20 protein-coding genes are annotated in these 22526 nt (G+C 62.8%); 12 read left to right on the forward strand and 8 right to left on the reverse strand.

Annotated elements, in window-relative coordinates:
• The first annotated feature begins 36 nt into the window (after positions 1-36).
• Positions 37-1266 (forward strand): acyl-CoA dehydrogenase family protein, encoded by a 1230-nt coding sequence (locus IVB18_RS15590; RefSeq protein WP_247989928.1) that lies wholly within the window; start codon positions 37-39, stop codon positions 1264-1266.
• A gap of 9 nt (positions 1267-1275) precedes the next feature.
• Positions 1276-1839, forward strand: a complete 564-nt coding sequence (locus tag IVB18_RS15595) for a flavin reductase family protein (protein ID WP_247989929.1) — start codon at positions 1276-1278, stop codon at positions 1837-1839.
• 25 nt (positions 1840-1864) lie between these two features.
• Here IVB18_RS15595 and IVB18_RS15600 read toward each other — a convergent pair whose 3' ends face one another.
• Entirely contained in the window at positions 1865-2773 is a 909-nt protein-coding gene (locus IVB18_RS15600) for an NAD(P)-dependent oxidoreductase (protein ID WP_247989930.1), read from the reverse strand.
• Between the two features lie 178 nt (positions 2774-2951).
• Between IVB18_RS15600 and IVB18_RS15605 the strand changes: the two genes are divergently transcribed.
• The 6 genes from IVB18_RS15605 to IVB18_RS15630 all read left to right on the forward strand — a co-directional run bounded on the left by IVB18_RS15605 (position 2952) and on the right by IVB18_RS15630 (position 9299).
• A complete protein-coding gene (locus IVB18_RS15605) occupies positions 2952-3935 on the forward strand; it encodes an ABC transporter substrate-binding protein (protein ID WP_247989931.1) in 984 nt (327 codons plus the stop codon).
• 77 nt (positions 3936-4012) lie between these two features.
• Positions 4013-5707, forward strand: coding sequence for a dihydroxy-acid dehydratase (gene ilvD, locus IVB18_RS15610; RefSeq protein ID WP_247989932.1), 1695 nt, complete (start codon positions 4013-4015; stop codon positions 5705-5707).
• Between the two features lie 121 nt (positions 5708-5828).
• A complete protein-coding gene (locus tag IVB18_RS15615) occupies positions 5829-6674 on the forward strand; it encodes an ABC transporter ATP-binding protein (protein ID WP_247989933.1) in 846 nt (281 codons plus the stop codon).
• Positions 6671-7456 carry an ABC transporter permease gene (locus IVB18_RS15620; protein ID WP_247989934.1) on the forward strand — a complete coding sequence of 262 codons (786 nt, stop codon included), beginning with the start codon at positions 6671-6673 and terminating at the stop codon, positions 7454-7456. The genes IVB18_RS15615 and IVB18_RS15620 overlap by 4 nt, the downstream gene beginning before the upstream one ends.
• On the forward strand, positions 7453-8220 hold the full coding sequence (locus IVB18_RS15625; protein WP_247989935.1) for an ABC transporter permease subunit: 768 nt from the start codon (positions 7453-7455) through the stop codon (positions 8218-8220). Before IVB18_RS15620 ends, IVB18_RS15625 begins: the two co-directional genes overlap by 4 nt.
• Positions 8221-8252: 32 nt before the next feature.
• Positions 8253-9299: a peptidase M29 gene (locus IVB18_RS15630; protein WP_247989936.1), complete on the forward strand. Its 1047-nt coding sequence runs from the start codon at positions 8253-8255 to the stop codon at positions 9297-9299.
• Here IVB18_RS15630 and IVB18_RS15635 read toward each other — a convergent pair.
• From IVB18_RS15635 to IVB18_RS15655, 5 genes are read right to left on the reverse strand one after another with little or no spacing between them, the layout of a single operon-like run.
• Positions 9296-10288: a 3-hydroxybutyryl-CoA dehydrogenase gene (locus IVB18_RS15635; RefSeq protein ID WP_247989937.1), complete on the reverse strand. Its 993-nt coding sequence runs from the start codon at positions 10286-10288 to the stop codon at positions 9296-9298. The genes IVB18_RS15630 and IVB18_RS15635 overlap by 4 nt on opposite strands.
• A 3-nt stretch (positions 10289-10291) precedes the next feature.
• Entirely contained in the window at positions 10292-11380 is a 1089-nt protein-coding gene (locus IVB18_RS15640) for an NAD/NADP-dependent octopine/nopaline dehydrogenase family protein (RefSeq protein WP_247989938.1), read from the reverse strand.
• On the reverse strand, positions 11377-12912 hold the full coding sequence (locus IVB18_RS15645; RefSeq protein WP_247989939.1) for a long-chain fatty acid--CoA ligase: 1536 nt from the start codon (positions 12910-12912) through the stop codon (positions 11377-11379). The genes IVB18_RS15640 and IVB18_RS15645 overlap by 4 nt, the downstream gene beginning before the upstream one ends.
• A 2-nt stretch (positions 12913-12914) precedes the next feature.
• Complete coding sequence (locus tag IVB18_RS15650) at positions 12915-14204, reverse strand: acyl-CoA dehydrogenase (RefSeq protein WP_247989940.1); 1290 nt, start codon at positions 14202-14204, stop codon at positions 12915-12917.
• Positions 14201-15031: an alpha/beta hydrolase gene (locus IVB18_RS15655; RefSeq protein ID WP_247989941.1), complete on the reverse strand. Its 831-nt coding sequence runs from the start codon at positions 15029-15031 to the stop codon at positions 14201-14203. Before IVB18_RS15655 ends, IVB18_RS15650 begins: the two co-directional genes overlap by 4 nt.
• 193 nt (positions 15032-15224) lie before the next feature.
• Between IVB18_RS15655 and IVB18_RS15660 the strand changes: the two genes are divergently transcribed.
• The 4 genes from IVB18_RS15660 to IVB18_RS15675 all read left to right on the forward strand — a co-directional run bounded on the left by IVB18_RS15660 (position 15225) and on the right by IVB18_RS15675 (position 20621).
• On the forward strand, positions 15225-15986 hold the full coding sequence (locus IVB18_RS15660) for an SDR family oxidoreductase (RefSeq protein ID WP_247989942.1): 762 nt from the start codon (positions 15225-15227) through the stop codon (positions 15984-15986).
• A 43-nt stretch (positions 15987-16029) separates the two neighbouring features.
• On the forward strand, positions 16030-16866 hold the full coding sequence (locus IVB18_RS15665; RefSeq protein WP_247989943.1) for an enoyl-CoA hydratase family protein: 837 nt from the start codon (positions 16030-16032) through the stop codon (positions 16864-16866).
• Positions 16867-16963: 97 nt separating this feature from the next.
• On the forward strand, positions 16964-19315 hold the full coding sequence (locus IVB18_RS15670) for a bifunctional salicylyl-CoA 5-hydroxylase/oxidoreductase (protein WP_247989944.1): 2352 nt from the start codon (positions 16964-16966) through the stop codon (positions 19313-19315).
• 55 nt (positions 19316-19370) lie between these two features.
• Positions 19371-20621, forward strand: coding sequence for a flavin-dependent oxidoreductase (locus IVB18_RS15675; RefSeq protein WP_247989945.1), 1251 nt, complete (start codon positions 19371-19373; stop codon positions 20619-20621).
• 10 nt (positions 20622-20631) lie between these two features.
• Here the strand turns inward: IVB18_RS15675 and IVB18_RS15680 are convergent, their stop codons facing one another.
• Together IVB18_RS15680 and IVB18_RS15685 are read right to left on the reverse strand one after the other, a co-directional pair.
• On the reverse strand, positions 20632-21084 hold the full coding sequence (locus IVB18_RS15680) for a cupin domain-containing protein (protein ID WP_247989946.1): 453 nt from the start codon (positions 21082-21084) through the stop codon (positions 20632-20634).
• 30 nt (positions 21085-21114) lie between these two features.
• Complete coding sequence (locus IVB18_RS15685; protein ID WP_247989947.1) at positions 21115-22284, reverse strand: ABC transporter substrate-binding protein; 1170 nt, start codon at positions 22282-22284, stop codon at positions 21115-21117.
• Positions 22285-22526: the final 242 nt, after the last annotated feature.

Consider the following 22526-nt stretch of genomic DNA (forward strand, 5'->3'; position numbering starts at 1 on the left):
TCCCGCCGCATAACTGTGTGAGAACGAGGGACACGAATGGCGCCTGGTCAAAAGCCGAGCATGGGCCAGCCGACGGGGGCGGACTCCGGCGAACGCGCCTATGCGGCGTTGATCGCAAGAGCCCGGGCGCTCCTGCCGCAATTGCGGGAGCGGGCGGCCCGGACCGAAGAGCTGCGGCACCTGCCACCGGAGACCGAGCGCGACCTGCACGATGCCGGCCTGTTCCGCATGCTCCAACCGAAACGCATTGGCGGCGCCGAGCTCGACTATGTGGCCTTGATCGATTGCGCCGAGTTGCTCGGACAGGCGGATGCATCCGTTGCATGGAATCTCACCAATCTGGCGAGCCACCACTGGATGCTCGGGATGTTCGAGCAGAAGGCGCAGGATTTGATCTGGGAGAAGGATCCGGACGCGCTGATCGCGTCGTCGTTCATCTTTCCTGCCGGCCGCGCCACGAGGGTCGAGGGCGGATACCGGCTGCGCGGAAGCTGGCCGTTCTCTTCGGGCGTCGCCTCCTGCGAATGGAACATGCTCGCAAGCGTGGTCTACTCTGACGACGAGGCAGATGGCATCGAATATCGAATCTTTCTGCTGCCTAAGGCCGACTACAAGATTCTCGATACCTGGAACGTCACCGGGCTCCGCGGCACCGGATCGTCTGACGTGGAGGTCCGGGAAGCTTTCGTGCCCGACCATATGACCGTTGCCGTCGGCGATCTCGCTGGCGGTCCGACACCGGGAAGCAAGGTCAATCCCAATCCGCTATATGCGTTACCCGTGTTCTCGCTATTTCCGTACGTTCTGTCCGGCGTCGCGCTCGGGAATGCGCAGGCGTGCCTGGACGACTACGCGGAGGTCGTACGTCATCGCATCTCGACCTATAATCGCGCCAAGCTTAGCGACTTTCAAAGCACGCAGATCAAGATCGCGGAGGCCTCGGCCAAGATCGATGCTGCACGCCTGATCATGCGTTCGGCCTGTATCGATGCCATGGAGGATGCCCGACGAAGTCACATTCCCGGAATCGCAATCAAGACCAGATACCGGCGCGACGGGGCTTTTTCGGTGAACCTGTGCACGGATGCAGTCTCGATGCTCTTTGCGGCGAGCGGGGCGCGCGGCCTGTTCACGACGGGTGTGTTGCAGCGGCAGTTCCGCGATGCGCACGCGATCAACTCGCATCTCGCGTTCAACTTCGATGCGGCCGGGACCAACTATGGACGTGTGGCGCTTGGCCTGCCGTCCGAGAATCTCACGCTGTGAGGCCGGCCGATGAATGATCTGCCGAAGCAGCCGGCCGCTCCTGATCCAGCCAACGAATTCGCGAGTGACAGCTCGTCGATCGATCCACGCGATTTTCGCAACGCACTCGGCACTTATGCAACGGGCGTGACGATCATCACGGCCGCAGCTCCTGATGGGAAGCCCTACGGGCTGACGTGCAACTCGTTCGCCTCGGTGTCGCTGAATCCTCCACTGGTTCTGTGGAGCCTCGTCGTCTATTCCTCCAGCCTGATCGTATTTCAGAACGCTAGCCATTTCACCGTCAACGTGCTTGGCGCTTCGCAACAAGCGCTGGCCAACGAATTCGCAAAATCGTCCGATGACAAATTCAATGGGATTGACTGGAGCCCAGGGCTCGGAAGCGCTCCGGTGCTCGCCGAAAGTGTCGCTAATTTTCAGTGCCGATCCGTCAATCGCTACTATGGCGGCGATCACGTGATCTTTCTCGGCGCTGTTGAGGCCTACACTTACAATACGAAAGAGCCGCTGCTCTTCGCGCGGGGGAAGTTTGGCCGGTTCCTGGCAGACGATGAACGCAAGACCTCACCGTAACGCGCTTCAAGTCGCGCTCGACGGCTCAACGCTCTTCCGCTGAAAGCTTGTAGATCTCCAGCGCGTCCGCTTCCGCGCCTCGCGCGACCTTAGCCAACCTGAAAAGTTGTCCCGCAAGCGTAGCCATTGGCACCGGCGTCGACGTCGCGTGGGCGACATCGGCGACCGTATCAAGGTCCTTGAGCATCGTAGCGATGTGACCAAGTGGTGGTGAGTGAATGCCTTGGGCCATCCGCGGCACGAAGAGCTGAAGTGGAATGGAATCCGCAAAGCCGCCGGCAAGCGCTTCGGGCAATCGATTGGCATCAATACCGGCGTTGACGGCAAGGCGTGTTGCCTCGGCAAGGACGGCCATCGCGCATCCGACGATCACCTGGTTGCAGAGCTTTGTGGTCTGGCCGGCGCCGGTGGGACCCATGTGGGTGAACCTGCGTGCCATGGCCAGCACGTAGGGCCGGACCCTCGCGATGTCACCAGCTTCTCCGCCGGCCATGATGGCAAGTGTCCCTTCCTCGGCGCCCTTGGTGCCGCCGGAGACCGGCGCATCAATCCAGCCCGTGCCGTTCGCGTCTTTCAGACGCGTTGCGAGTTCGCGCGCGGCATCGGGGTGAATCGACGAGAAGTCGACCACGAGTTTGCCTGTGCCGTGAGCCGCAGAAAGGCCTTCGGGGCCGAAAAGCACCTCTTCCACCGCAGCGGCATCCGTCACGCACATGAACACGATGTCCGAGTTCGCCAGGACGTCGCGCGGCGTGGCGGCGCGCTTCGCGCCTGCCTCGACGAGTGGTGTCACCTTGCCGAGCGAGCGGTTCCAGACGGTGACCTGATGACCGGCCTTGAGCAGGCGCCCGGTCATCGGCGTTCCCATCAGTCCAAGGCCGAGATAGCCGAGCCTCTCGACGCCTTGCGGGTTTGCCCTGTTCGCATCAGCCATAGGTTGCCTCCTTATGCCGCGGCGCGACGCCGCGCGGACCGCCGCCATACCATACATCGCGTGTCCCACGGCGAAACCGGGCTGGCTTGCATGGCTTGCCTGATTGTTTGAACCATGAAACATTTGGGTCGGTCGGGTTGGTGGCGCCGGTCGGCGCTGGAGCAACGGAGTGGGCACAATGCGAACGGTTTCGAGGTGGATGCTGGCATTGGGGGCGGTGGCGGCCATGATGGCGAGCGCAACCCCGTTGCGGGCACAGCAGACGATCCGCGTCGGCTGGACGATCCCCGCCGAGGAATCCAAATACTGGATGATGCGCAGGCCGGCCGAATTCCCCGCTATCGGCAAGACCTACAACATCGAATGGACCCAATTCCAAGGCACTGCGCCTATGACCCAGGCGCTTGCGGCTGGCGCACTGGATTGTGCGACGCAGGCGCCGCTGTCGCTCGCCAATGGCGTGGTTGGTGGCAACCTGAAGGCCTACATTGTGGCGCAGCACGTATTCGAGAAGCCGGGCGGCTTCTCGGTCTACTGGGCGGTCATGGATGACTCGCCGATCAAGACGATTGCCGACCTCAAGGGCAAGACGGTCGGGATTTCGGTAATCGGCGGCGGGACGCAAGGGCCTTTCAACCTGCTTCTGAAGCAGAACGGCGTAGATCCGGCCAAGGATATCAAGCTCGTTGAGGTCGGCTTTGCCGTCTCGGAAGACGCTCTGCGCCAGGGCCGCGTCGATGCGGTCAACATGAACCAGCCGTTTGCCGCGCGCGCAGAGGCGAAAGGTGGCACCCGGAAGCTGTTCTTGCTGTCGCAGGCCATGCCGAACATCGTCCACATCCTGGAAGCCTGCCGTGCAGATTTCGTCGACAAGAACCCGGAGTTGGTCAAGGCCTACGTCCGCGACATCACCTCGGGGATGAAGAAGGCGCTGGCGAACCGCGAAGAGACCTTGAAGGTCGTGTCCGAGGTGCTGAAGGCGCCCGTTCCGGTGCTCGAGACCTATCTGCTCAAGGACAATGATTTCGGTCGCGACCCGGGTGCGGCGCCGAATTTCCCCGCGATCCAGAAGATGCTGGACATCTACGCGGAGACGGGAATGCTGCCGAAGCTGGATGTCGCTCAGTTCAAGCATCCGACGATCGTCGCGCCGCTGCAATAGGCGATCGAGCCGTTGTCCGAACAAAGAGATCGCCGCGCTCCGGCCCGTCCGGGACGTCGCGTGAAGATGATGCAAGCATGAAGAAGTTGCGATCACGGATCACGACTGACGGCCTCGATCGGGCGCCACACCGCGCATTCATGCGTGCGATGGGCCTGGACGACGCGGCGATTGCCAGGCCGATGGTGGGTGTCGTCAGTATGAAGGGCGAGCAGACGCCCTGCAATATGACTCACGACTTCCAAGTCGAAGCGGCCAAGGCCGGGATCGAGGAGGCCGGCGGCACGCCGCGTGAGTTTTCGACGGTCTCGGTGTCCGACGGCATCAGTATGAATCACGAGGGGATGAAGTTCTCCCTGTTTTCGCGTGAGCTGATCGCCGACTCGATCGAGGCCGTCGTCCATGGTCTCGCCTACGATGCGCTGATCGGATACGGCGGATGCGACAAGACGCTTCCCGGCGTGATGATGGGAATGGTTCGTTGTAACGTCCCGTCCATCTTCATCTATGGCGGCAGCGCGTTGCCGGGTCGCCTGGACGGGCGGACCCTCACCGTGCTCGACTCCTATGAGGCCGTCGGCAGCTTCATGACCGGAGCGATCGATGGCCCCACGCTCGAGCGGATCGAGCGCGCTTGCCTGCCGACCATGGGAGCTTGCGCCGGCCAGTTCACCGCGAACACCATGGGAATGGTTTCGGAGGCGATGGGCCTCACCATTCCGAACGTCTCGATGGTGCCCGGTGTTTACGCCGAACGCGCACAGATCTCCCGACGCGCAGGACGGCTGGTCATGGAGATGCTGGAACGTGGCGGGCCGCTGCCACGCGACATCGTGACCCGGAGATCACTGGAGAACGGCGCGGCGATCGTTGCAGCGACGGGTGGTTCGACCAACGCAGCGCTGCATCTGCCGGCGATTGCGAACGAGGCCGGCATCCCGTTCACGATCGATGACGTCGGGGAGGTGTTTGCCAGGACGCCCCTGATTGGAAATCTGCGCCCCGGCGGTAAGTACACCGCGAAGGATGTCTACGATATCGGCGGCGCCGCCGTTGTAATCCGCGAACTGATCCAAGGCGGACACATCGATGGCAGCTGCCTGACCATCACGGGCCGCACGCTTGCGGAAGAATATGGCGCGGCCAACGCACCCGATGGAGAGGTCGTCTACGCGGCACGTGCGCCGATCATGCCCGACGGTGGCGTTGCGGTGCTGAAGGGAAATCTCTGCCCAGACGGCGCGGTGATCAAGGTTGCAGGTCTGAAGAGCCAGTTCTTCGAGGGCGTGGCGCGAGTGTTCGAAGACGAGGAAGCCTGCGTCACAGCGGTACGCGACCGCAGCTACAAAGCAGGCGAGGTACTGGTGATCCGCAACGAAGGTCCGGTTGGCGGCCCCGGCATGCGCGAGATGCTCGGCGTCACGGCTCTGATCTACGGGCAGGGCATGGGCGAAAAGGTTGCCCTGATCACGGATGGACGATTCTCCGGTGCAACCCGCGGCATGTGCATTGGCTATGTGGCCCCAGAAGCCTTTGTCGGTGGCCCGCTGGCGCTTGTTCGCAACGGCGACGGGATCCGAATTGACGCCGCCGGCCGCCGCATGGATTTGCTGGTTGACGAGCAGGAACTCGCAGCGCGGCGACGTGATTGGAAGCCGCGGCCGCCACGTCACCGCGCAGGTGCGCTCGCGAAATATGCGCGACTGGTCGGGCAGGCGCCGGGTGGAGCAGTTACGCATGAGGGCCCGGCAGAATGGCCGTGGTTCGATTGAGCCATGATGCTTTGCGCGAAAATGGCGACCCGTTTGGCAAGTTTCTTGCTAAGCTCGTGCAGCTGACGGAGGTCCTTCAGATCGGTTGCGCAACGTTCGTGCGCCAGTGGCGAGAGACGGGATGAAGGTAGTGCCTTCGAGATCGAGCGAATGGGTGAGACCGGTGACGCCACAAAAGCCGGCTTCTGCAATCATCGAGATCGACCGCGTCTCGCAGGTGTTTCAAACCTCGGCGCGCAAGGATCATCTGGCGTTATCGGACATCTCCTTGACGATCGAAGAGGGAGCGTTCGTCTCCATTCTCGGCCCGTCTGGCTGTGGCAAGTCAACACTGCTCTACATCGTCGGAGGCTTCGTGAATCCGACGAGCGGCGCGGCGAAGATGAAAGGTAAAGCGATCATAGGGCCTGGCCCGGATCGCGGACCAGTGTTTCAGGAATTTGCGCTGTTTCCCTGGAAGACCGTGCTGGGCAATGTGATGTACGGGCCGCGTCAGCAAGGCGTGCGTGCCGCTGAGGCGGAAGCGCAGAGCCGCGCCTTGATCGAGATGGTCGGCCTCAAGGGCTACGAGAACTTCTATCCCAAGGAGCTGTCGGGCGGCATGAAGCAGCGGGTGGCACTGGCCCGGACGCTTGCTTACTATCCCGAAGTCCTATTGATGGACGAGCCGTTCGGTGCGCTCGACGCTCACACCCGGACACGCCTGCAGAACGATCTCCTGAATATCTGGGAGCGCGACCGCAAGACGGTGTTGTTCGTGACCCACTCGGTCGACGAAGCTGTTTTCTTGTCCGACAAGGTCGTGATGATGTCGAAATCGCCGGGCCGTATTCGGCAGGTCATCGACATCGATCTGCCGCGGCCGCGTCGTCGCAACGAGCTGTTGCTCGACCCGCGCTACCAGAAATACGTCGTCGATATCGAGCGCATGTTCGACGAGAGCGACGAAGCCGGATCGCCGTCATGATATCGCCGGCTACCTTGGCTAAGCGCGCTGCCCCGGTGTTCGCCTGCATCGGGTTGCTGGCGTTGTGGCAAATCGCAGCGCTCGCACTCAAGAACGACAGCTTTCCAACAGCCTTGGATGCGATCCGAGCGATTCCCGACATTCTTGGCGACAAGGAAGCGCTCATCAATATCCTGGCCTCGCTTCGCCGCATGGCGATCGGATTTGGCGTGGCGGTGCTTGTGTCGATTCCTCTCGGCTTGTTGATGGGCCGCAGCCGCGCAGTCGCGGCGTTCTTCAACCCGCTCTTGATGATCATCTATCCGGTGCCGAAGGCAGCCCTGATGCCGATCATCATGCTTTGGCTCGGCGTCGGTGACATCACCAAGACGCTTGTGATCTTCCTCGGCGTCAGCCTCCCGGTGATCTATCACAGTTTTGAAGGCGCCAAGGCTGTCGAAGAGAAGATGCTGTGGTCAGGCGCCGCGATGGGCCTCTCAGCCCTGCAACGTTTGGTCCGGATCGTGTTGCCTGCGGCGCTTCCGGAAATCCTGACCGGCTGCCGCACCGGGCTTGTATTGGCGCTAATCACGATGATCACCAGCGAAATGATCGCCCGCCAGTCCGGCGCCGGGAATATCCTGTTCAACGCGCTCGACATGGGCCAATACGACACCGTGTATGCGATGATCATCATCGTGGGGGCGATGGGAATCTGCCTCGATGCGATCTTCGAGCGGGTCCGCGCAAAGCTTGTCCGCTGGTCTGAGCCTCAATTTGACATGCCCCTGAGCTTCTCATGACATCGCGCCTTCTCCCATCGAAGGTCGTTCTTGGGCTCACACCCATCGTGCTGGTGATCGCGGTGTGGCAAGGCCTCGTGTCATCCGGCCTTGCACCCGCGGCATTGCTGCCGCCGCCAGGAGTCGTCTTCGGCCGGTTGCTCCAACAGCTCGTGACGTGGACGTACCAGCAGGAGATCGCGGCAACGCTGTTCCGGCTGTTTGCCGGCTTCGCGATCGCGGTCGTGCTCGGCGTGGGGATCGGCATTGCCGCCGCCGCCAGTCCGGCGATCAATGCCGTGGTTCGGCCGATCGTGCGGGTGCTGGCGCCATTGCCTAAGGTCGCGCTCTATCCGGCGCTGTTGCTGCTGCTCGGTTTCGGCCATGGATCGAAGATCACTCTGGTGGCGGCGGACGCGCTTTTCCCCATTCTGCTGTCCACCTACTATGGCGCATCGACCGTCGAGCAGAAGCTGATCTGGTCGGCCATGGCGGCGGGAACGCGGCGCTATGAAATCCTCTTCAAGGTGGTGTTGCCCGCGGCGATGCCATCGATCCTGACCGGCTGCCGGATCGGTCTTGTCATTTCCTGCATCGTGGTGTTTCTGGCCGAGATGATCACGTCGACGGACGGACTGGGCCATGCCCTTGTTACAGCGGCGCGAACCTTTCAAGCCATCGACATGTTCGTGCCGCTGATTACGATCTCGCTGTTGGGTTTGATCCTGAATGGCCTGTTGGGAGCCTTGCGATCATACCTACTACGGGGTTTCCCCGAGGCGTGATCTGACCGAACAAGAAACACCGGGAGTGAACCATGCTGGCTGATCGCATTGAGGCAAAATGGATCGACGCATTTTGTGAGATTTTTGAGCGATGCGCCGTCAAGGCCGGTGACACCGCGGCAATCCTCTCGGAAACGCAGTCGCGCGCGTTGAATGTACATTTGGCGGAGCTCGCCTTGCTGCGATTGGGGGCGCGGCCGTTTCACGTGGTCATGCCGACCCCGCGCAACCGGCATGTCGTGCCGGTTCGCTCGACAGGGGCGAGCGAGGCGATCCAGCGGCTTGCACCGGTGGTCAGCGCGCTCCAGCAGGCCGGCTTCGTGGTGGACTGCACCATCGAGGGCCTGATGCATGCGGTGGAGACGCCTGAAATTCTCAAGGCCGGCGCGCGCATCCTGGTGATTTCGAACGAGCATCCCGAGGCGCTGGAGCGAATGGTGCCGGATATCGCGCTCGAGAAGCGTGTTCGCGCCGCGGCCAAGATGCTGCGTGGGACCAAGCGGATGCGGGTCACCTCAAAAGCTGGCACGGCGCTCGATGTCGACATGGTGGGAGCTTCGACGGTCGGCGTGTGGGGCTGGACCGACAAGCCAGGCACGCTGGCGCACTGGCCGGGCGGGATCGTGGTCAGCTTTCCAAAGAGCGGGACGATCAATGGTACGCTGGTGATGGCGCCTGGCGACATCAATCTCACGTTCAAGCGTTACCTGACGTCGCCGGTGAAGATGGCGCTGAAGGACGATTATGTCGTCGAGCTGGAAGGCGAGGGCACGGATGCGGCGATGATGCGCGCCTATCTGGCCGCCTGGGGCGATCGCGAGGCCTACGCTGTGTCGCATGTCGGCTTCGGCATGAACCCGGGCGCGCGCTACGAGGCGCTGTCGATGTACGACCAGCGCGACACCAACGGCACGGAGATTCGTGCCGTCTCCGGCAACTTCCTGTTCTCGACCGGCGCGAACGAATTTGCCGGCCGTTACACGGCGGGTCATTTCGACCTGCCGATGATGGGAACGACCATCGAACTCGACGGGGTCGCCGTAGTGCGGGAAGGCCTGCTCCAGGACGTCTTCGGCTAGCTGCGATCGAGCACCGGCGGACGCGCCAGGTCGAAGTGCCGAAGCAGGTCGACCATCGCCTGGAGCCGCTTTGTGCGATAAGCATCGACGTCGAGGCCGGAATAGTCGAGGAAGCCGGCGCCCGTTCGTAGGCCGATCCGGCCTTCGTGCATGTTCCGTGAAATTACATCCGGCGCGCGATAGCGGTCGCTTCCGAGCGCGCCCTCGAGGTAGCGGCTGGCGTAATAGAGAATGTCGCCTCCGCCCCAGTCGATGAACTCGAGCAGCCCAAGCACGGCGTAGCGGAAACCAAAGCCGTAGCGGATGGCCTTGTCGATCTCCTCTGCGCTGGCGACGCCTTCCTCGACCATGCGTGCGGCTTCGTTCATCGCGAGCGCCTGGATGCGTGGCACGATGAAGCCGGGCGTCGCCGCGCAGACCACGGGCACTTTGCCGATCCCTTCGAGCAGCGCCTTGACCTCGTCAACGATGGCAGGATCGGTTTCTTTGCCGGGCGAAACTTCCACCAGAGGGATCAGATAGGCGGGATTGAGCCAATGCACATTGAGGAACCGGCGAGGGTTCACGATCGCGCCGGACAGATCGTCAACGAGGATCGTGGATGTCGTCGATGCGATGATCCTATTCGGCCCGACCTGCCTCGATGCGGCCCCCAGGACCTCCCGCTTGAGCTCGACAACCTCAGGAACGCCCTCAAAGACCATTCCGGCATCGGATAGCGCTGCACCACTGCGGCTGGCAGGCACCACCGAGACCCTCGCGGTGAGCGGGCCGACATCTGCCTCGGTGAGCAGCCCCAGGCTCGACAGGCTGGCAAATGTCTTCCTGACTTCGCCGAGCGCGTCCGTCTCCAGCCTGGCGAATTCCTCCGTGGAACGGGCCTTGACGTCGATCATGATGACGTTGTGTCCCGCGTAGGCGAACGCGACGGCGATGCCGCGCCCCATGCGGCCGGCCCCGAGACAAGCGATATTGGCGCGGGTTGTCATCGGTCAAAATCCCATGCGAAGGAGCGTCTGTAGCTCGGCCTTGCCGAGGTTGCCAAGGCCCAGCGTCTCGAGCGTTCGGCCGCCTTGCGCAAAATCCTCACCGCAGATCGCGCCGCCGATCGCCAGAAATGCGCTCGCCAGTGGCGTCGCCACACCGGCCAGCCCGGCGACGGAGACCAGCAGCGAAAGCCCAAGCCGCAAATCCTCGCGCATGTAGCGATGCTCGGTCAGCACAATGCGTTCGCGCCAGTCGCCGGAATCGGTCAGCCGGTCATGCGAGCCGCGGCCATACATCCAGATCTCGCCTTCCTTGGCATAGTGATGGACAAGCGGGAAATGCGGCACACCATATCCAAGGGCCTCGCGCACCGCGATCCGCTCGGCGTCGAGCGCGTCAGTAACCCGGCGGATCGAACCCTGCGTGCCTTCCTTGTGGATGTCCCACCGCTCAAAATGCTCGATCGGGCCCGCATTCATCACGATCAGCGGCGGATGGATGATGGGACCCGCATTCATCAGCGCGCCGGAGAGCGCGTCTCCACATGGCTCGATCACGCCGGGGAAAGCACGCCCGATCACTTCGAGCGCGTGCGGTGCCTGGTCGAGTGGGAACACGCCGACCGGCAACCGCTTGGCGCGGATGGTGATGGCGACCTCGAACGGCCCATGCTTGCGGGTCAACCAGGGCAACGTGCCGGTCTCGGCAAAGCTCGCCTTGGCGTGGTTGCCGGCATCCCGCGCAGCCTGTGCGAAGATTATCGAGCCGAATGTCGCTGGCGGCAGAAACACGACCTGGCCGTCGCGCAAATGCAGAGCAAGCAGGCGGGCGATGTCCCGCTGTGCGAAGGCAGGGGCAGGGCACAGGATCAGTTCGGCGCCACTGACCGCTTCGGCGATGTCGGTCGTGACCAGCGCGAGCTCGATGTCGTGGCGGCCGCTATGGTCCTTCACCAGGATGCGGGAGCCTGCGGCACGATGAGCTGCGACCTGGTCTTCGTCGCGGCGCCAGAGTCGGACATCATGCCCCGACAGCGCAAAGTCGCCCGCGGCGGCGAAAGAGCCGTTCCCACCACCCAGAACCGCGATCTTCAAGATGCTTCTCCCTGTGCGCGTGATTGCGCATCAAGCTGCTTCAGCAGGAAATGCTGGACTTTGCCCAGCGCCGTGCGCGGCAGGTCGGTGACGAAGACGACGTCGCGCGGCACCTTGTAGCGCGCGAGCTGGGCCTGAAGATGCGCTCTCAGTTCGTCGGCTTCGAGCCGGCAGCCGGATCGCCGGATGACATAGGCGACAGGGACCTCATCCCAGCGCGGGTCCGGTCTGCCGATGACGGCGCATTCGCTGACATCGGGATGTTCCAGCAAGACCCGTTCGACCTCGGCCGGATAGACGTTCTCGCCGCCTGAAATGATCATATTCTTCTTGCGGTCCCGGACCCAGAAATAGCCGTCCGCATCGCGCAGTCCGATATCGCCGGTACGATACCAGCCGTCGTGCAGCGCTTCGCGGGTCGCATCCGCGTTGCCCCAATATTCGAAGAACACGTTGGGGCCGCGCACCGCGATTTCGCCCGGCGTGCCCGGCGGCACCTCGCGGCCTGCCTGATCGATCACCTTTGCTTCGCAGCACAGGCCGGCGAGGCCGGTCGATCCCGCGCGCGAAAGGTCGCCGCCGAGCCGCGTATAGACTGCAATGGGGCAGGTTTCCGTCGAACCGTAGACCTGAAGCACTGGAACGCCGCGCGCGACGACGCGATCGATGAGATGCGGCGGTACGATGGTCGAACCGGTCGCGACGGCCTTCAGTGAGGAGAAATCCGTCGTGGCCCAGGCGGGATGATCGCTCACGGCCTGGATGATCGCCGGGACCATCACTGTCAGCGTCGGCCGCTCCTGCGCGATGGCGGCCAGCGCCGTGTCCGGTGTGAAACGGGCGTGGATCGTGACGGTTGCGCCGAGCTGGAGCGCCGGCGTGGTTTGGATGTTGAGGCCGCCGACGTGGAAGAACGGCAGCACGGTCAGCACGTGGTCGTCGGATGTCATGTTGTGCATGTGCTGGCTCATGACGCCGTTCCAGAACAGCGCCTCCTGGCGCAGCACCGCGCCTTTCGGCCGTCCGGTCGTCCCGGACGTGTAAACGATGAGCAGCGGGCAGGAGAGATCGGCATGCGGATTGCGGCCGCGGCCGTCGCCGGATGCCAGCAGATTTTCGAATGTCTCGCCACGAGATGGCGTGAAGTCCAGCCCGATAACGTCCATCCCGGGCGAAGCATCCTCTAGCTCGGGAAGAACTCCGTTAAAGGCCTGCTCGAGCACCAGAACCTTGGCGCCCGCATCGGTGAGAATAAATAGCTGTTCGGCGATGGCCAATCGCCAGTTTAGAGGCACCAGGATCGCACCGAGCCGCGCACATGCGTAAAGCAGAACCAGATAGTCCGGCCGGTTCAAGCTCAGGATCGCGACGCGGTCGCCCCGGCCGACGCCGAGCTCTTGCTTCAACCCTGTAGCGGTCCGCTCGATGCGCGCGGCGAATGCGGCATAGCTCAGCCGTTCCCCTTCGAAGGCGATGGCTGCCTTGTCTGGCGCGAACGCCGCGTTGCGATCGATCAGACTACAGAGGTCCACCGTCAGTCGTCCGTTTCGCCGGCCTCGTACAGCGCCTCGCGGCCGATACGGTCGAGACAGAGCTCGGCCGTCCAGGGCAGCATGAGGGAGCCGCAGCGGCTGTCGCGATAAATCCGCTCCAGCGGCAGCGACCGAAGCATGGCTTGACCGCCGCAGGTGCGGATCGCCAGTGCCGCGAGCTCGTTGGCGCCTTCCATCACCGAATATTGCGCGGCGTAGGCGCGCAGCACCTGCTCCTTGCTGGGATTGGCGCGCGCCTCGGTAACGGCCTGGAACCAGGTCGCCTTGATCTGCTCGAGCTTGATCTGCATCTGCGCGACCGCGATTTGCTTGGTCGGATACATCCTGCGCTTGACCGGCGGCATGCCCGGCACCTCGCCGCGCAGATATCGCACGGTGAAATCATAGGACGCCTGCGCCAAGCCCATATAGGTCGGCGATAGCGTCAGGAACATGTGCGGCCAGCGCATCGCGGCCTGAAAGTAGACGCCACGCGGCATCAGGGCGGAATCGTCCGGCACGAACACATCCTTGAACAGGAGCGTCCGCGAAACCGTGCCGCGCATGCCGAGTGGATCCCAGTCGCCGACGACGGAAACGCCTTGCGATTTGGCTGGGATAGCCAGGTAAAGGGTGTTGCGGCGTGAGGCCTTCTCGCCCTCTTCGATCTCGGTGCAAAGAACGCCGTAATAGGCGGCGTGACCGGAGAGCGATGCAAAGATCTTCTTGCCGTTGATGATCCAGCCGCCCTTCACGGGCTTTGCTTCCGTGCCAAAGGCGACGCCGCCTGCGGCCGCAGCGCCGCCCTCGGAGAATGGCTGCGAATAGATCGCGCCGTCCTCGACGATGCGCTTGTAGTGGACAGCCCGTCGCCGCTCGTGCTCCGCGCGGGTCTCGGCGTCCATATCGAGATCGTCGGCGAGCGGGCCCGACCACAGAGTCGAGCAGACATGCATGTTCCAGGTGAGCGCAGTTGCGCCGCAATAGCGGCCGATCTCGGCCGCCGCCAGTGCATAGGTCTGAAAGTTCGCGCCAAGTCCGCCGTGCTTCTTGGGGACGGCAATGCCGAGCAGGCCGACGCGATGCAGGTCGCGATAATTCTCGACCGGGAAGGTCGCCTCGCGATCGTAAGTCGCGGCGCGGCCAGCGAACACGCTCTGGCCGATCTCACGCGCTCGCGCGATGATGCCGGCCTGCTCGTCACTCAAGCGGAACGCGACCGGATCGAAGATCGGCGCATCGAGCGCGACCTTGTCGGTCGCACCAATGGTCTTGCTGACTTGCATGGTCATTGTGCGGTCACCTGTGTTTTGGCCACGACAGACTCCAGGAACCCGTCAAGAGCAGCATTGAAGGCATCGGGGCGTTCAAGGTTGGCGAGATGGCCGACGCCGGCAAGCTCGACATATTCGGCTGAAGGAATGTACGTCGCCGTCTTCGCCATCATGGGCGCGGGCGCGTTGTTGTCCCTGGAGCCGGACAGCAGCAGCGTTGGTACGGAAATATTCTTCAGCGTGCTGCGTTGGTCGAATCCCATCAGCGCCAGCATCATGGCGCGATAGCTTGCCTCCGGCACGCTTGCCATGCACTCGCGTGCAAGCTCCATCCCGTTGGGATTCGGTTCGTCGCCGACCAGCTCCTGCACCAGGGAGGGCGCCAGCGACTTCATCGTCTCTCCGCGATCGAGCGGCCCAAGCCGCGCCGCGATGAACGTTTTTTGCCACTCGCCATCGGCCTTGCCGAAGGCCGGGCTCGTCTGTGCCAAGACGACTGCGCGTGCCAACGGCGGAAATTGGGCCAGCCATTTCTGGACGATCATGCCGCCGATCGAATGGCCTACCACAATGGGGCTCGCCGCACCGATCTGCGCGACGAAGTGCTGGAGCGCATCCGCCAGGGCAGAGATGCTGACGCTGGCAAGCGGCGCCGATCCGCCATAGCCCGGCATATCCCAAGCGATCGCGTGGAATCGATCGCCGAAAGTGGCAAGCTGGTGCCGCCAGGCCCGTGCCGCGCCGCCAATGCCATGCAGGAAAATCAAAGGTACCGCGCCCGGATCTCCCGCGGCTTCATAGGCGAAGCGTCCGTCCTTTGTTATCATCGGCGTGGATTGCGACACGCGACATCCTTTTGTTCGGCCCGGCGATGCTAACAGGCCTGTGGGGGATGGGAAGAGATAATTTTATACTTAAAGCAATTTTCGGGCCGAGCCTCAGCGCGTGCCGTTTGCGACGCAAATGGACGGCTTCGTTGCAAAAATTTGAAGGTTAAAATATATCCAGGGACGACCAACAGTGTCATGGAGCCAGCGCATGTCCGGATTGCCGCATTCGCCGCACGCGCTGGTGACCGGTGGCGGTCGCGGCATCGGCCGCGCAATTGCGGCCGCTCTTGTCGGGGCCGGTGCGACCGTTACCGTGCTTGGCCGAAATGCAGCAACTCTTGAAGAGGCGGTCAGCGCAGGAGACGCGCATTTTGCGGTCGTCGCCGACGTCTCGGACGAAGCTTCATTGAAAGCTGCCATCACCGAGGCGAGTGCGCGAAAGCCAATCGATATCCTGATCGCCAACGCTGGCAGCGCCGAATCCGCGCCGTTCTCGAAATCGGATAGCGCTCTGTTCGCACGCATGATGGACGTCAATTTCATGGGCGTGGTCCATGCCATCCGCGCCGTATTGCCAGGGATGAAGGACCGCCCGTACGGACGCATTGTCGCGATCGCATCGACGGCTGGGCTCAAGGGTTATGCCTATGTCAGCGCGTACAGTGCAGCCAAACACGCCGTGATCGGTTTGGTACGTTCGCTGGCCCTGGAAATGGCCGGCAGCAACGTGACCGTGAATGCGGTGTGTCCCGGCTTCACGGACACCGATCTGGTTGCCGGCAGCATCGAAAATATCAAGAAGAGGACCGGTCGTAGTCGCGAGCAGGCGATTGCCGAGCTCGCGCGCCACAATCCGCAGGGGCGCCTCATCACGCCTCAGGAGGTGGCAGACGCTGTGCTTTGGCTGTGCGGCGAGGGGGCTGGCGCGATCACAGGACAGGCGATTGCCGTCGCCGGCGGTGAGATCTAGCGTGTACGTAATAGGCGCGGAACAAGGAAGCTAAGGAGATCGCATGAGCAGACCAGTCAATCCCGTGACCGTGCCGCTCGCGGACTACTCGCCACAGCACTTCCTGCTGGCCGTTGTCGATGGTGTGGCCACCGTGACGCTCAATCGCCCCGAACGGAAGAATCCGCTGACCTTCGAGAGCTATCGCGAACTCATCGATTTCTTTCGCGCCTGTGCGTTCGACGATGCGGTCAAGGTCATCATCGTCACCGGCGCCGGCGGCAACTTCTCGTCCGGCGGCGACGTGTTCGAGATCATCGGGCCGCTCGTGAAGATGGACACCAAGGGGCTCACCGCCTTTACGCGGATGACGGGTGACCTCGTCAAGGCGATGCGAGCCTGTCCGCAGCCGATCGTGGCCGCGGTCGAGGGCATCTGCGCCGGGGCAGGCGCGATCATCGCCATGGCGTCGGACATGCGGCTTGCAGCGAGCGGGACCAAGGTCGCATTCCTCTTCAACAAGGTGGGACTTGCAGGTTGTGACATGGGCGCCTGTGCGATCCTGCCGCGCATCATCGGACAGTCCCGCGCCTCCGAACTGCTCTACACCGGCCGGTTCATGACCGCGGAGGAAGGCGAGCGCTGGGGTTTCTTCAGCCGCATTGTGACGCCGGAGCAGGTGCTGCCCCAGGCGCAGGTGCTGGCAAAGCAGATTGCCGAGGGGCCGACCTTCGCCAACACCATGACCAAGCGGATGCTGGCGATGGAATGGGCGATGTCGGTGGAGGAGGCGATCGAGGCGGAGGCTATTGCTCAAGCCTTGTGCATGACGACGGCGGATTTCGAGCGCGCCTTCGAGGCCTTCGCCAACAAGGTCAAGCCGGTCTTCAGGGGCGACTAAGTCGGGCTTTGCCAGCAGCCCGCCAGCAATGGGGACTTGCGCGAAATTATTTTAGGCTTAAAATAGTTTCATGGCCGGGTGAATTGGCGAGGCTCCCATGAAAGTCGCGATCATCGGTGGCGGACCTGCGGGTCTCTATGCTGCGATCCTGCTCAAGAAGCAGCGGCCGAGCGCCGAGATCACGGTGTACGAGCGCAATCGGGCTGACGACACTTTCGGCTTCGGCGTGGTGTTCTCGGATGCCACGCTGGATAATTTCGAGAAGCACGATCTTCCGAGCTACCGTCGCATCACCCAGGAATTCGCCTATTGGGACGACATTACCGTGCATTTTCGCGGCACGGTGCACCGGGTCGGCGGCAATGGTTTCTGCGGCTGCTCACGGCAGAAACTGCTCCTGATTCTCCAGGAGCGGGCGCGCGAGCTCGGCGTCAACCTGCATTTCGAAGTGGATATCGATGAGGAGTCCCGCTTCGCTGATGCCGATCTCATCCTGCTTGCCGACGGTGTCAACAGCCGCTTCCGCGAGAAACATGTCGATCATTTCCAGCCGCAGGTCGACGTTCGCGCCAACATGTTCGCCTGGATGGGCTCGACCAAGCCGCTCGATGCCTTCACTTTCATCTTCCAGGAGACGGAGTGGGGGCCGTTCATCGCCCACGCCTATCAATACGAAGCCGGTCATTCGACCTGGATCTTCGAGACCGACCCCAAGACGTTCGAGCGCGCGGGCTTGACGGGGCTGAACGAAGCCCAATCGGCGGCGCGGATGGCCGAGATCTTTGGCTGGTTCCTCGATGGACATCAGCTGCTCACCAACCGCTCGATGTGGCGTAATTTCCCGATGATCCGCAGCAAGCGCTGGGTCAAGGACAACATGGTGCTGCTTGGCGACGCCAAGGCGAGCGCGCATTTCTCGATCGGCTCGGGCACGAAGCTCGCGATGGAAGACGCGATTGCGCTTGCCGAGGCGATGCAGAACGCGCCAAGCATCAGGGCTGCGCTGGAGGTCTATGAGCACGGTCGCCGCGAAGAGGTCGAGAAGACGCAGCACGCCGCCGACGTCTCGCTGGTCTGGTTCGAGCACGTCGACCGCTTCTGGGATTTTGATCCCGTGCAGTTCGCCTTCGGCGTGATGACGCGTTCGAAGGCGATCACCTATGACAATCTCAGGCTTCGCGCGCCCGATTTCGTCGCCGAGGTCGAGACCTCGTTTGCCAAGCGTGTTCGCGATAGCGGTTTTGATGTCGACACTCGTAAACCGCTCGTGCCGCTGTTCCAGCCATTCCGGCTGCGCGAGATGGAGATCGCCAATCGTGCGGTGATGTCGCCGATGTGCATGTATTCGGCGAATGAAGGCGTGCCGACCGATTTTCATCTGGTGCACTATGGATCGCGCGCGATCGGTGGCGCCGGTCTGATCTTCACGGAGATGGCCTGCGTCAGCCGCGACGCCCGGATTACGCCCGGCTGCGCAGGGCTGTGGAACGACGAGCAGGAGGCGTCCTGGCGGCGCATCGTGGATTTCGTCCACGCCAACTCGGCCGCGAAAATCTGCCTGCAACTGGGGCACGCTGGCCGCAAGGGTGCGACCAAGTTGATGTGGGACGGCATGGACCGGCCGCTGGAAGAGGGCGGCTGGGAAGTGTTCTCGGCATCGCCGCTGCCCTATTTCCCGGACAGCGAGGTGCCGCGCGAGCTCGATCGCGCCGGCATGAGTGCGGTGAGGGATGCATTCGTCGCGGCGGCCGAGCGCGGAGAGCGCTGCGGGTTTGACATGCTCGAATTGCACTGCGCTCACGGTTATTTGCTCGCGAGCTTCATCTCACCGCTGACGAACACGCGCACGGACGAATATGGCGGCTCGCTCGCCAACCGCCTGCGCTTCCCGCTTGAGATCTTCGAGGCGCTGCGGGCGGTGTGGCCGTCGCACAAGCCGATGTCGGTGCGCATTTCCGCAACCGACTGGGCTGATGGCGGCATCACCGGCGATGACGCCGTCGCCATCGCGCGTGCCTTCGCCGAAGCCGGCGTCGATCTTGTCGACGTCTCGACCGGGCAGACTGTGCGCGATGCACAACCGATCTATGGGCGCATGTTCCAGACACCGTTTTCCGACCAGGTCCGCAATGAGGCGCGCGTGGCCACCATGTGCGTCGGCAATATCACGACCGCAGACCAGGCCAACACCATCCTGGCCGCCGGCCGGGCGGACCTCGTTGCGCTCGGCCGTCCACATTTGGTTGACCCCTTCTTCACCATGAAGGCGGCGGCTTGGTATGGGGCTGACGGGGCGTTCTGCCCGCCGCAATACATGCCCGGCAAGGAGCAGATTTTCCGCAACAGCGTGCGCGATCGGCAGGATCTCGAGGAGCTGAGAATTAAGGCTAAGCCCAAGACCAGGGCCGAGCTCAAGGCAGAGGCGACAAAGCCGCTTGCGGCCGAGTAACCGCCCGTGCGACGTTAACCCCATTGCCTGGCGTGTTTCGAGTGGAGTTAGGGCGATGAAGGCGATCATCATCGGCGGCGGTATCGGAGGTCTCACCACGGCGTTGATGCTGCGGTCTCGCGGCATCGGTTGCGAGATTTTCGAGCAGGCCGATACCATTCGCGAGCTCGGGGTCGGCATCAACACGCTGCCGCATGCCATGCGTGAGCTCGCCGGCCTCGGTCTCTTGCAGAAGCTTGACGACGTCGCGATCCGCACCGACCAGCTCTATTACCTCAACCGCCATGGCCAGGAGGTCTGGCGCGAAGCCCGCGGCGTCGACGCCGGCCACGACGTGCCGCAATTCTCGATTCACCGCGGTCGCCTTCAGGGCGTCATTCATCGCGCCGTCGAGGAGCGGCTCGGGCCGGAGTCGATCCACACCGGTTGCCGCCTGGGTGCGTTCACCCAGGACGAAGGCGGCGTCACAGCCTACTTCTTCGATCGTGCCGGCGCACACATCCACACCGCGCGCGGCGACATCCTGATCGGCGCTGATGGTATCCATTCGCGGGTCCGCGACACGCTGTTCCCCAACGAGGGGCCGCCGTGCTGGAACGGCCTGATGCTGTGGCGCGGCGCGCGCGACTGGCCGCTGTTCCTCACCGGCAAATCGATGATCGTGGCCGGTGGCCTCAACGCCAAGGTCGTGATCTATCCGATCGCGGAGGGATCGAGCCCTGCGAGCCGCCTCACCAACTGGGCCGTGCTGGTGAAGGTCGGCGAGGGCAATGCCCCGCCGCCGCGCAAGGAGGACTGGTCACGGCCGGGCCGGCGCGAGGACTTGATGCCGCATGTGGCGCGCTTCTCCGTGCCCTACATCGATGTGAAGAACCTGATCTCCGCGACGCCCGAATTCTACGAGTATCCCACCTGCGACCGCGATCCCTTGCCTTATTGGTCGTCCGGACGCGTCACGCTGCTCGGCGATGCCGCGCATCCGATGTACCCGGTCGGCTCCAACGGCGCATCGCAGGCGATCCTCGATGCGCGCTGCCTTGCGGACGCACTGGTGCGTGCCGAGCATTCGCGCCAGGCGCTGATCGAATACGAGAAGAAGCGCCTGCCGATGACCGCGGACATCGTCCGCTCCAACCGGCGCGGTGGCCCCGAGGGGGTCATCGACGCGGTCGAGCAGCTTGCGCCTGACGGCTTCGACAATGTCGACAACGTGCTGAGCTATTCCCAGCGCGAGGCAATCGTGCGCGGTTATGCCACCAAAGCCGGCTTCGCTGCGGTGCCGGGCCTCGCGGCAGTGCGCGCCTGAGCGCGGCCGCTTAACCGGGCGGCGGCGGCAGGAAGTGGATATTGAATTCGGCGGCCATCGCCACCACGTCCTCCGGCTTCTGTTCCTTCATGTTGTGAAGGCCCCAGAATAGATCGAAGAGCTTGCGGGTCGGCGAGACCCAGAACAACACCTTCGCGGTTTGCTCCGATTTGTTGAAGATGCCGTGGGGTACGCCCATGCCGAGTCGGATCAAATCGCCCGCGGTCGCCTGCGACTCGGAATTGCCGAGCATGAAATCGAGCTTGCCTTCCAACATATAGAGATACTCATCCTGGTCGGGATGAATATGCGGCGGCACGAACGTGCCCGGTGGCAGCGTCGCGTGCCAGGAGAAGCTGTGCTCGGTATTGCTCTTCGGCACATAGGTCTGGCCGAGAATGTTCCAGGAAATGCCCTGGATCCCCTCATTGGCCCGCGTGATGCCGGTGATTTCGCTCTTCATTGAAGTCCTCCCGTAACTCGACGTGCGGCTTTAGTTCGCCGCCTTGCAGTCCTTGGCATAGCGGTCGCCGTAGTTCGCAAAGACCTTCTGGACGATCTCGGTCTGGAATTTTCCGTCCGGACGCTTGGCGACCTTTGTCAGGTAAAAGTCCTGGATCGGATAGCCGTTGGTGTTGAACTTGAAGGTGCCGCGCAGCGAAGTGAAATCGGCCTTCTTCAGGGCAGATGCAACGGTGTCCTTGTTGGAAAGGTCGCCCTTCACCGCCTTGACGGCGCTGTCGATCAGCATCGCGGCGTCATAGGCCTGGAAGGCGTAGGTGCCGGGCACGCCGCTGTAGGCGGCCTCATAGGCGGCGACGAACTTCTTGTTCTGGGGATTGTCGAGATTGGGCGCCCAGTTCGCGCCGCCGAACATGCCGACCGCGGCGTCCTGCTGTGCCGGCAGGGTCGATTCATCGACGGTGAAAGCCGAGAGCACCGGAATGCTATCGGCAAGGCCCGCCTGCCGGTACTGCTTCACAAGGTTGACGCCGAGGCCCCCCGGCATGAACGTGAAGAGCGCATCGGGCTTCTGCGATGAAATCTTTGAAAGCTCCGGCTGGAAGTCCAGTGTGTTCAGCGGCATATAGGATTCCTCGACGATCTCGCCCTTGTAGTCGAGCTTGAAGCCGGCAACGGAGTCCTTGCCGGCCTGATAGTTCGGCACCATCAGATACATCCGCTTGTAGCCGCGATCCTGCGCCACCTTGCCGAGGATCTCGTGGACCTGATCGTTCTGGTACGACGTCACATAGAAGAACGGGTTACAGTCCTTGCCGGCAAAGGTTGACGGACCCGCATTGGGGCTGATCAGAAAGGTCTTCGATTCCGTGACGGGCCGGTGAATTGCCTGAAGAATGTTGGAGAAGATCGGGCCGACCACGAAGTCGACCTTGTCGCGCTCCAGAAGGCCTTTGACCTTGGTCACCGCCGCATCCGGCTTAAGCTCGTCGTCGACCACGACGACCTCGACATCGCGGCCGCCCATCTTGCCGCCGAGATCCTTCACCCCCAGCGCAAAGCCGTCGCGGACCTGTTGGCCAAGCGCGGCGGCGGGTCCCGACAGGGTCACGATCACACCCAGCTTGATCTTCTCTTGCGCGAGCGCCGGGTCCAGTCCGAGCAGCAGCGCCAATCCTGCCAAGGTCAATTGCTTCTTCATGATCTCTCCCCCGATACGCTCACGCTCGACGTCGCAGCTCGTGTGGTCCAATCCAAGCTTAGTCTGATGACGGCGTCTGCGGCAAGCAAGCCGGAGCCGGCGCATCTGCGTAGCGCCGTCACGCCAACCACCGTATGCAAGCGGCGCGCCAATTATTTGAAGCCTAAAGAAATTCTCGTGCGGTCGATTGTTGCAGCTTTGGACTTGCGGCCCGCGTGGATTTACTTGAAGCTCAAAATGTT

This window comes from Bradyrhizobium sp. 186 (assembly GCF_023101685.1).
Classification (GTDB): Bacteria; Pseudomonadota; Alphaproteobacteria; order Rhizobiales; family Xanthobacteraceae; genus Bradyrhizobium.

What these genes read in the sequence shown, in the direction of transcription:
- IVB18_RS15620 (WP_247989934.1), top strand. Translation starts at nt 6,671, where the DNA reads ATGATATCGCCGGCTACCTTGGCTAAGCGCGCTGCCCCGGTGTTCGCC.
- IVB18_RS15630 (WP_247989936.1), top strand. Translation starts at nt 8,253, where the DNA reads ATGCTGGCTGATCGCATTGAGGCAAAATGGATCGACGCATTTTGTGAG.
- IVB18_RS15615 (WP_247989933.1), top strand. Translation starts at nt 5,829, where the DNA reads ATGAAGGTAGTGCCTTCGAGATCGAGCGAATGGGTGAGACCGGTGACG.
- IVB18_RS15665 (WP_247989943.1), top strand. Translation starts at nt 16,030, where the DNA reads ATGAGCAGACCAGTCAATCCCGTGACCGTGCCGCTCGCGGACTACTCG.
- IVB18_RS15685 (WP_247989947.1), bottom strand. Translation starts at nt 22,284, where the DNA reads ATGAAGAAGCAATTGACCTTGGCAGGATTGGCGCTGCTGCTCGGACTG.
- IVB18_RS15595 (WP_247989929.1), top strand. Translation starts at nt 1,276, where the DNA reads ATGAATGATCTGCCGAAGCAGCCGGCCGCTCCTGATCCAGCCAACGAA.
- IVB18_RS15650 (WP_247989940.1), bottom strand. Translation starts at nt 14,204, where the DNA reads ATGACCATGCAAGTCAGCAAGACCATTGGTGCGACCGACAAGGTCGCG.
- IVB18_RS15660 (WP_247989942.1), top strand. Translation starts at nt 15,225, where the DNA reads ATGTCCGGATTGCCGCATTCGCCGCACGCGCTGGTGACCGGTGGCGGT.
- IVB18_RS15600 (WP_247989930.1), bottom strand. Translation starts at nt 2,773, where the DNA reads ATGGCTGATGCGAACAGGGCAAACCCGCAAGGCGTCGAGAGGCTCGGC.
- IVB18_RS15670 (WP_247989944.1), top strand. Translation starts at nt 16,964, where the DNA reads ATGAAAGTCGCGATCATCGGTGGCGGACCTGCGGGTCTCTATGCTGCG.
- IVB18_RS15680 (WP_247989946.1), bottom strand. Translation starts at nt 21,084, where the DNA reads ATGAAGAGCGAAATCACCGGCATCACGCGGGCCAATGAGGGGATCCAG.
- IVB18_RS15605 (WP_247989931.1), top strand. Translation starts at nt 2,952, where the DNA reads ATGCGAACGGTTTCGAGGTGGATGCTGGCATTGGGGGCGGTGGCGGCC.
- IVB18_RS15675 (WP_247989945.1), top strand. Translation starts at nt 19,371, where the DNA reads ATGAAGGCGATCATCATCGGCGGCGGTATCGGAGGTCTCACCACGGCG.
- ilvD (WP_247989932.1), top strand. Translation starts at nt 4,013, where the DNA reads ATGAAGAAGTTGCGATCACGGATCACGACTGACGGCCTCGATCGGGCG.
- IVB18_RS15635 (WP_247989937.1), bottom strand. Translation starts at nt 10,288, where the DNA reads ATGACAACCCGCGCCAATATCGCTTGTCTCGGGGCCGGCCGCATGGGG.
- IVB18_RS15625 (WP_247989935.1), top strand. Translation starts at nt 7,453, where the DNA reads ATGACATCGCGCCTTCTCCCATCGAAGGTCGTTCTTGGGCTCACACCC.
- IVB18_RS15590 (WP_247989928.1), top strand. Translation starts at nt 37, where the DNA reads ATGGCGCCTGGTCAAAAGCCGAGCATGGGCCAGCCGACGGGGGCGGAC.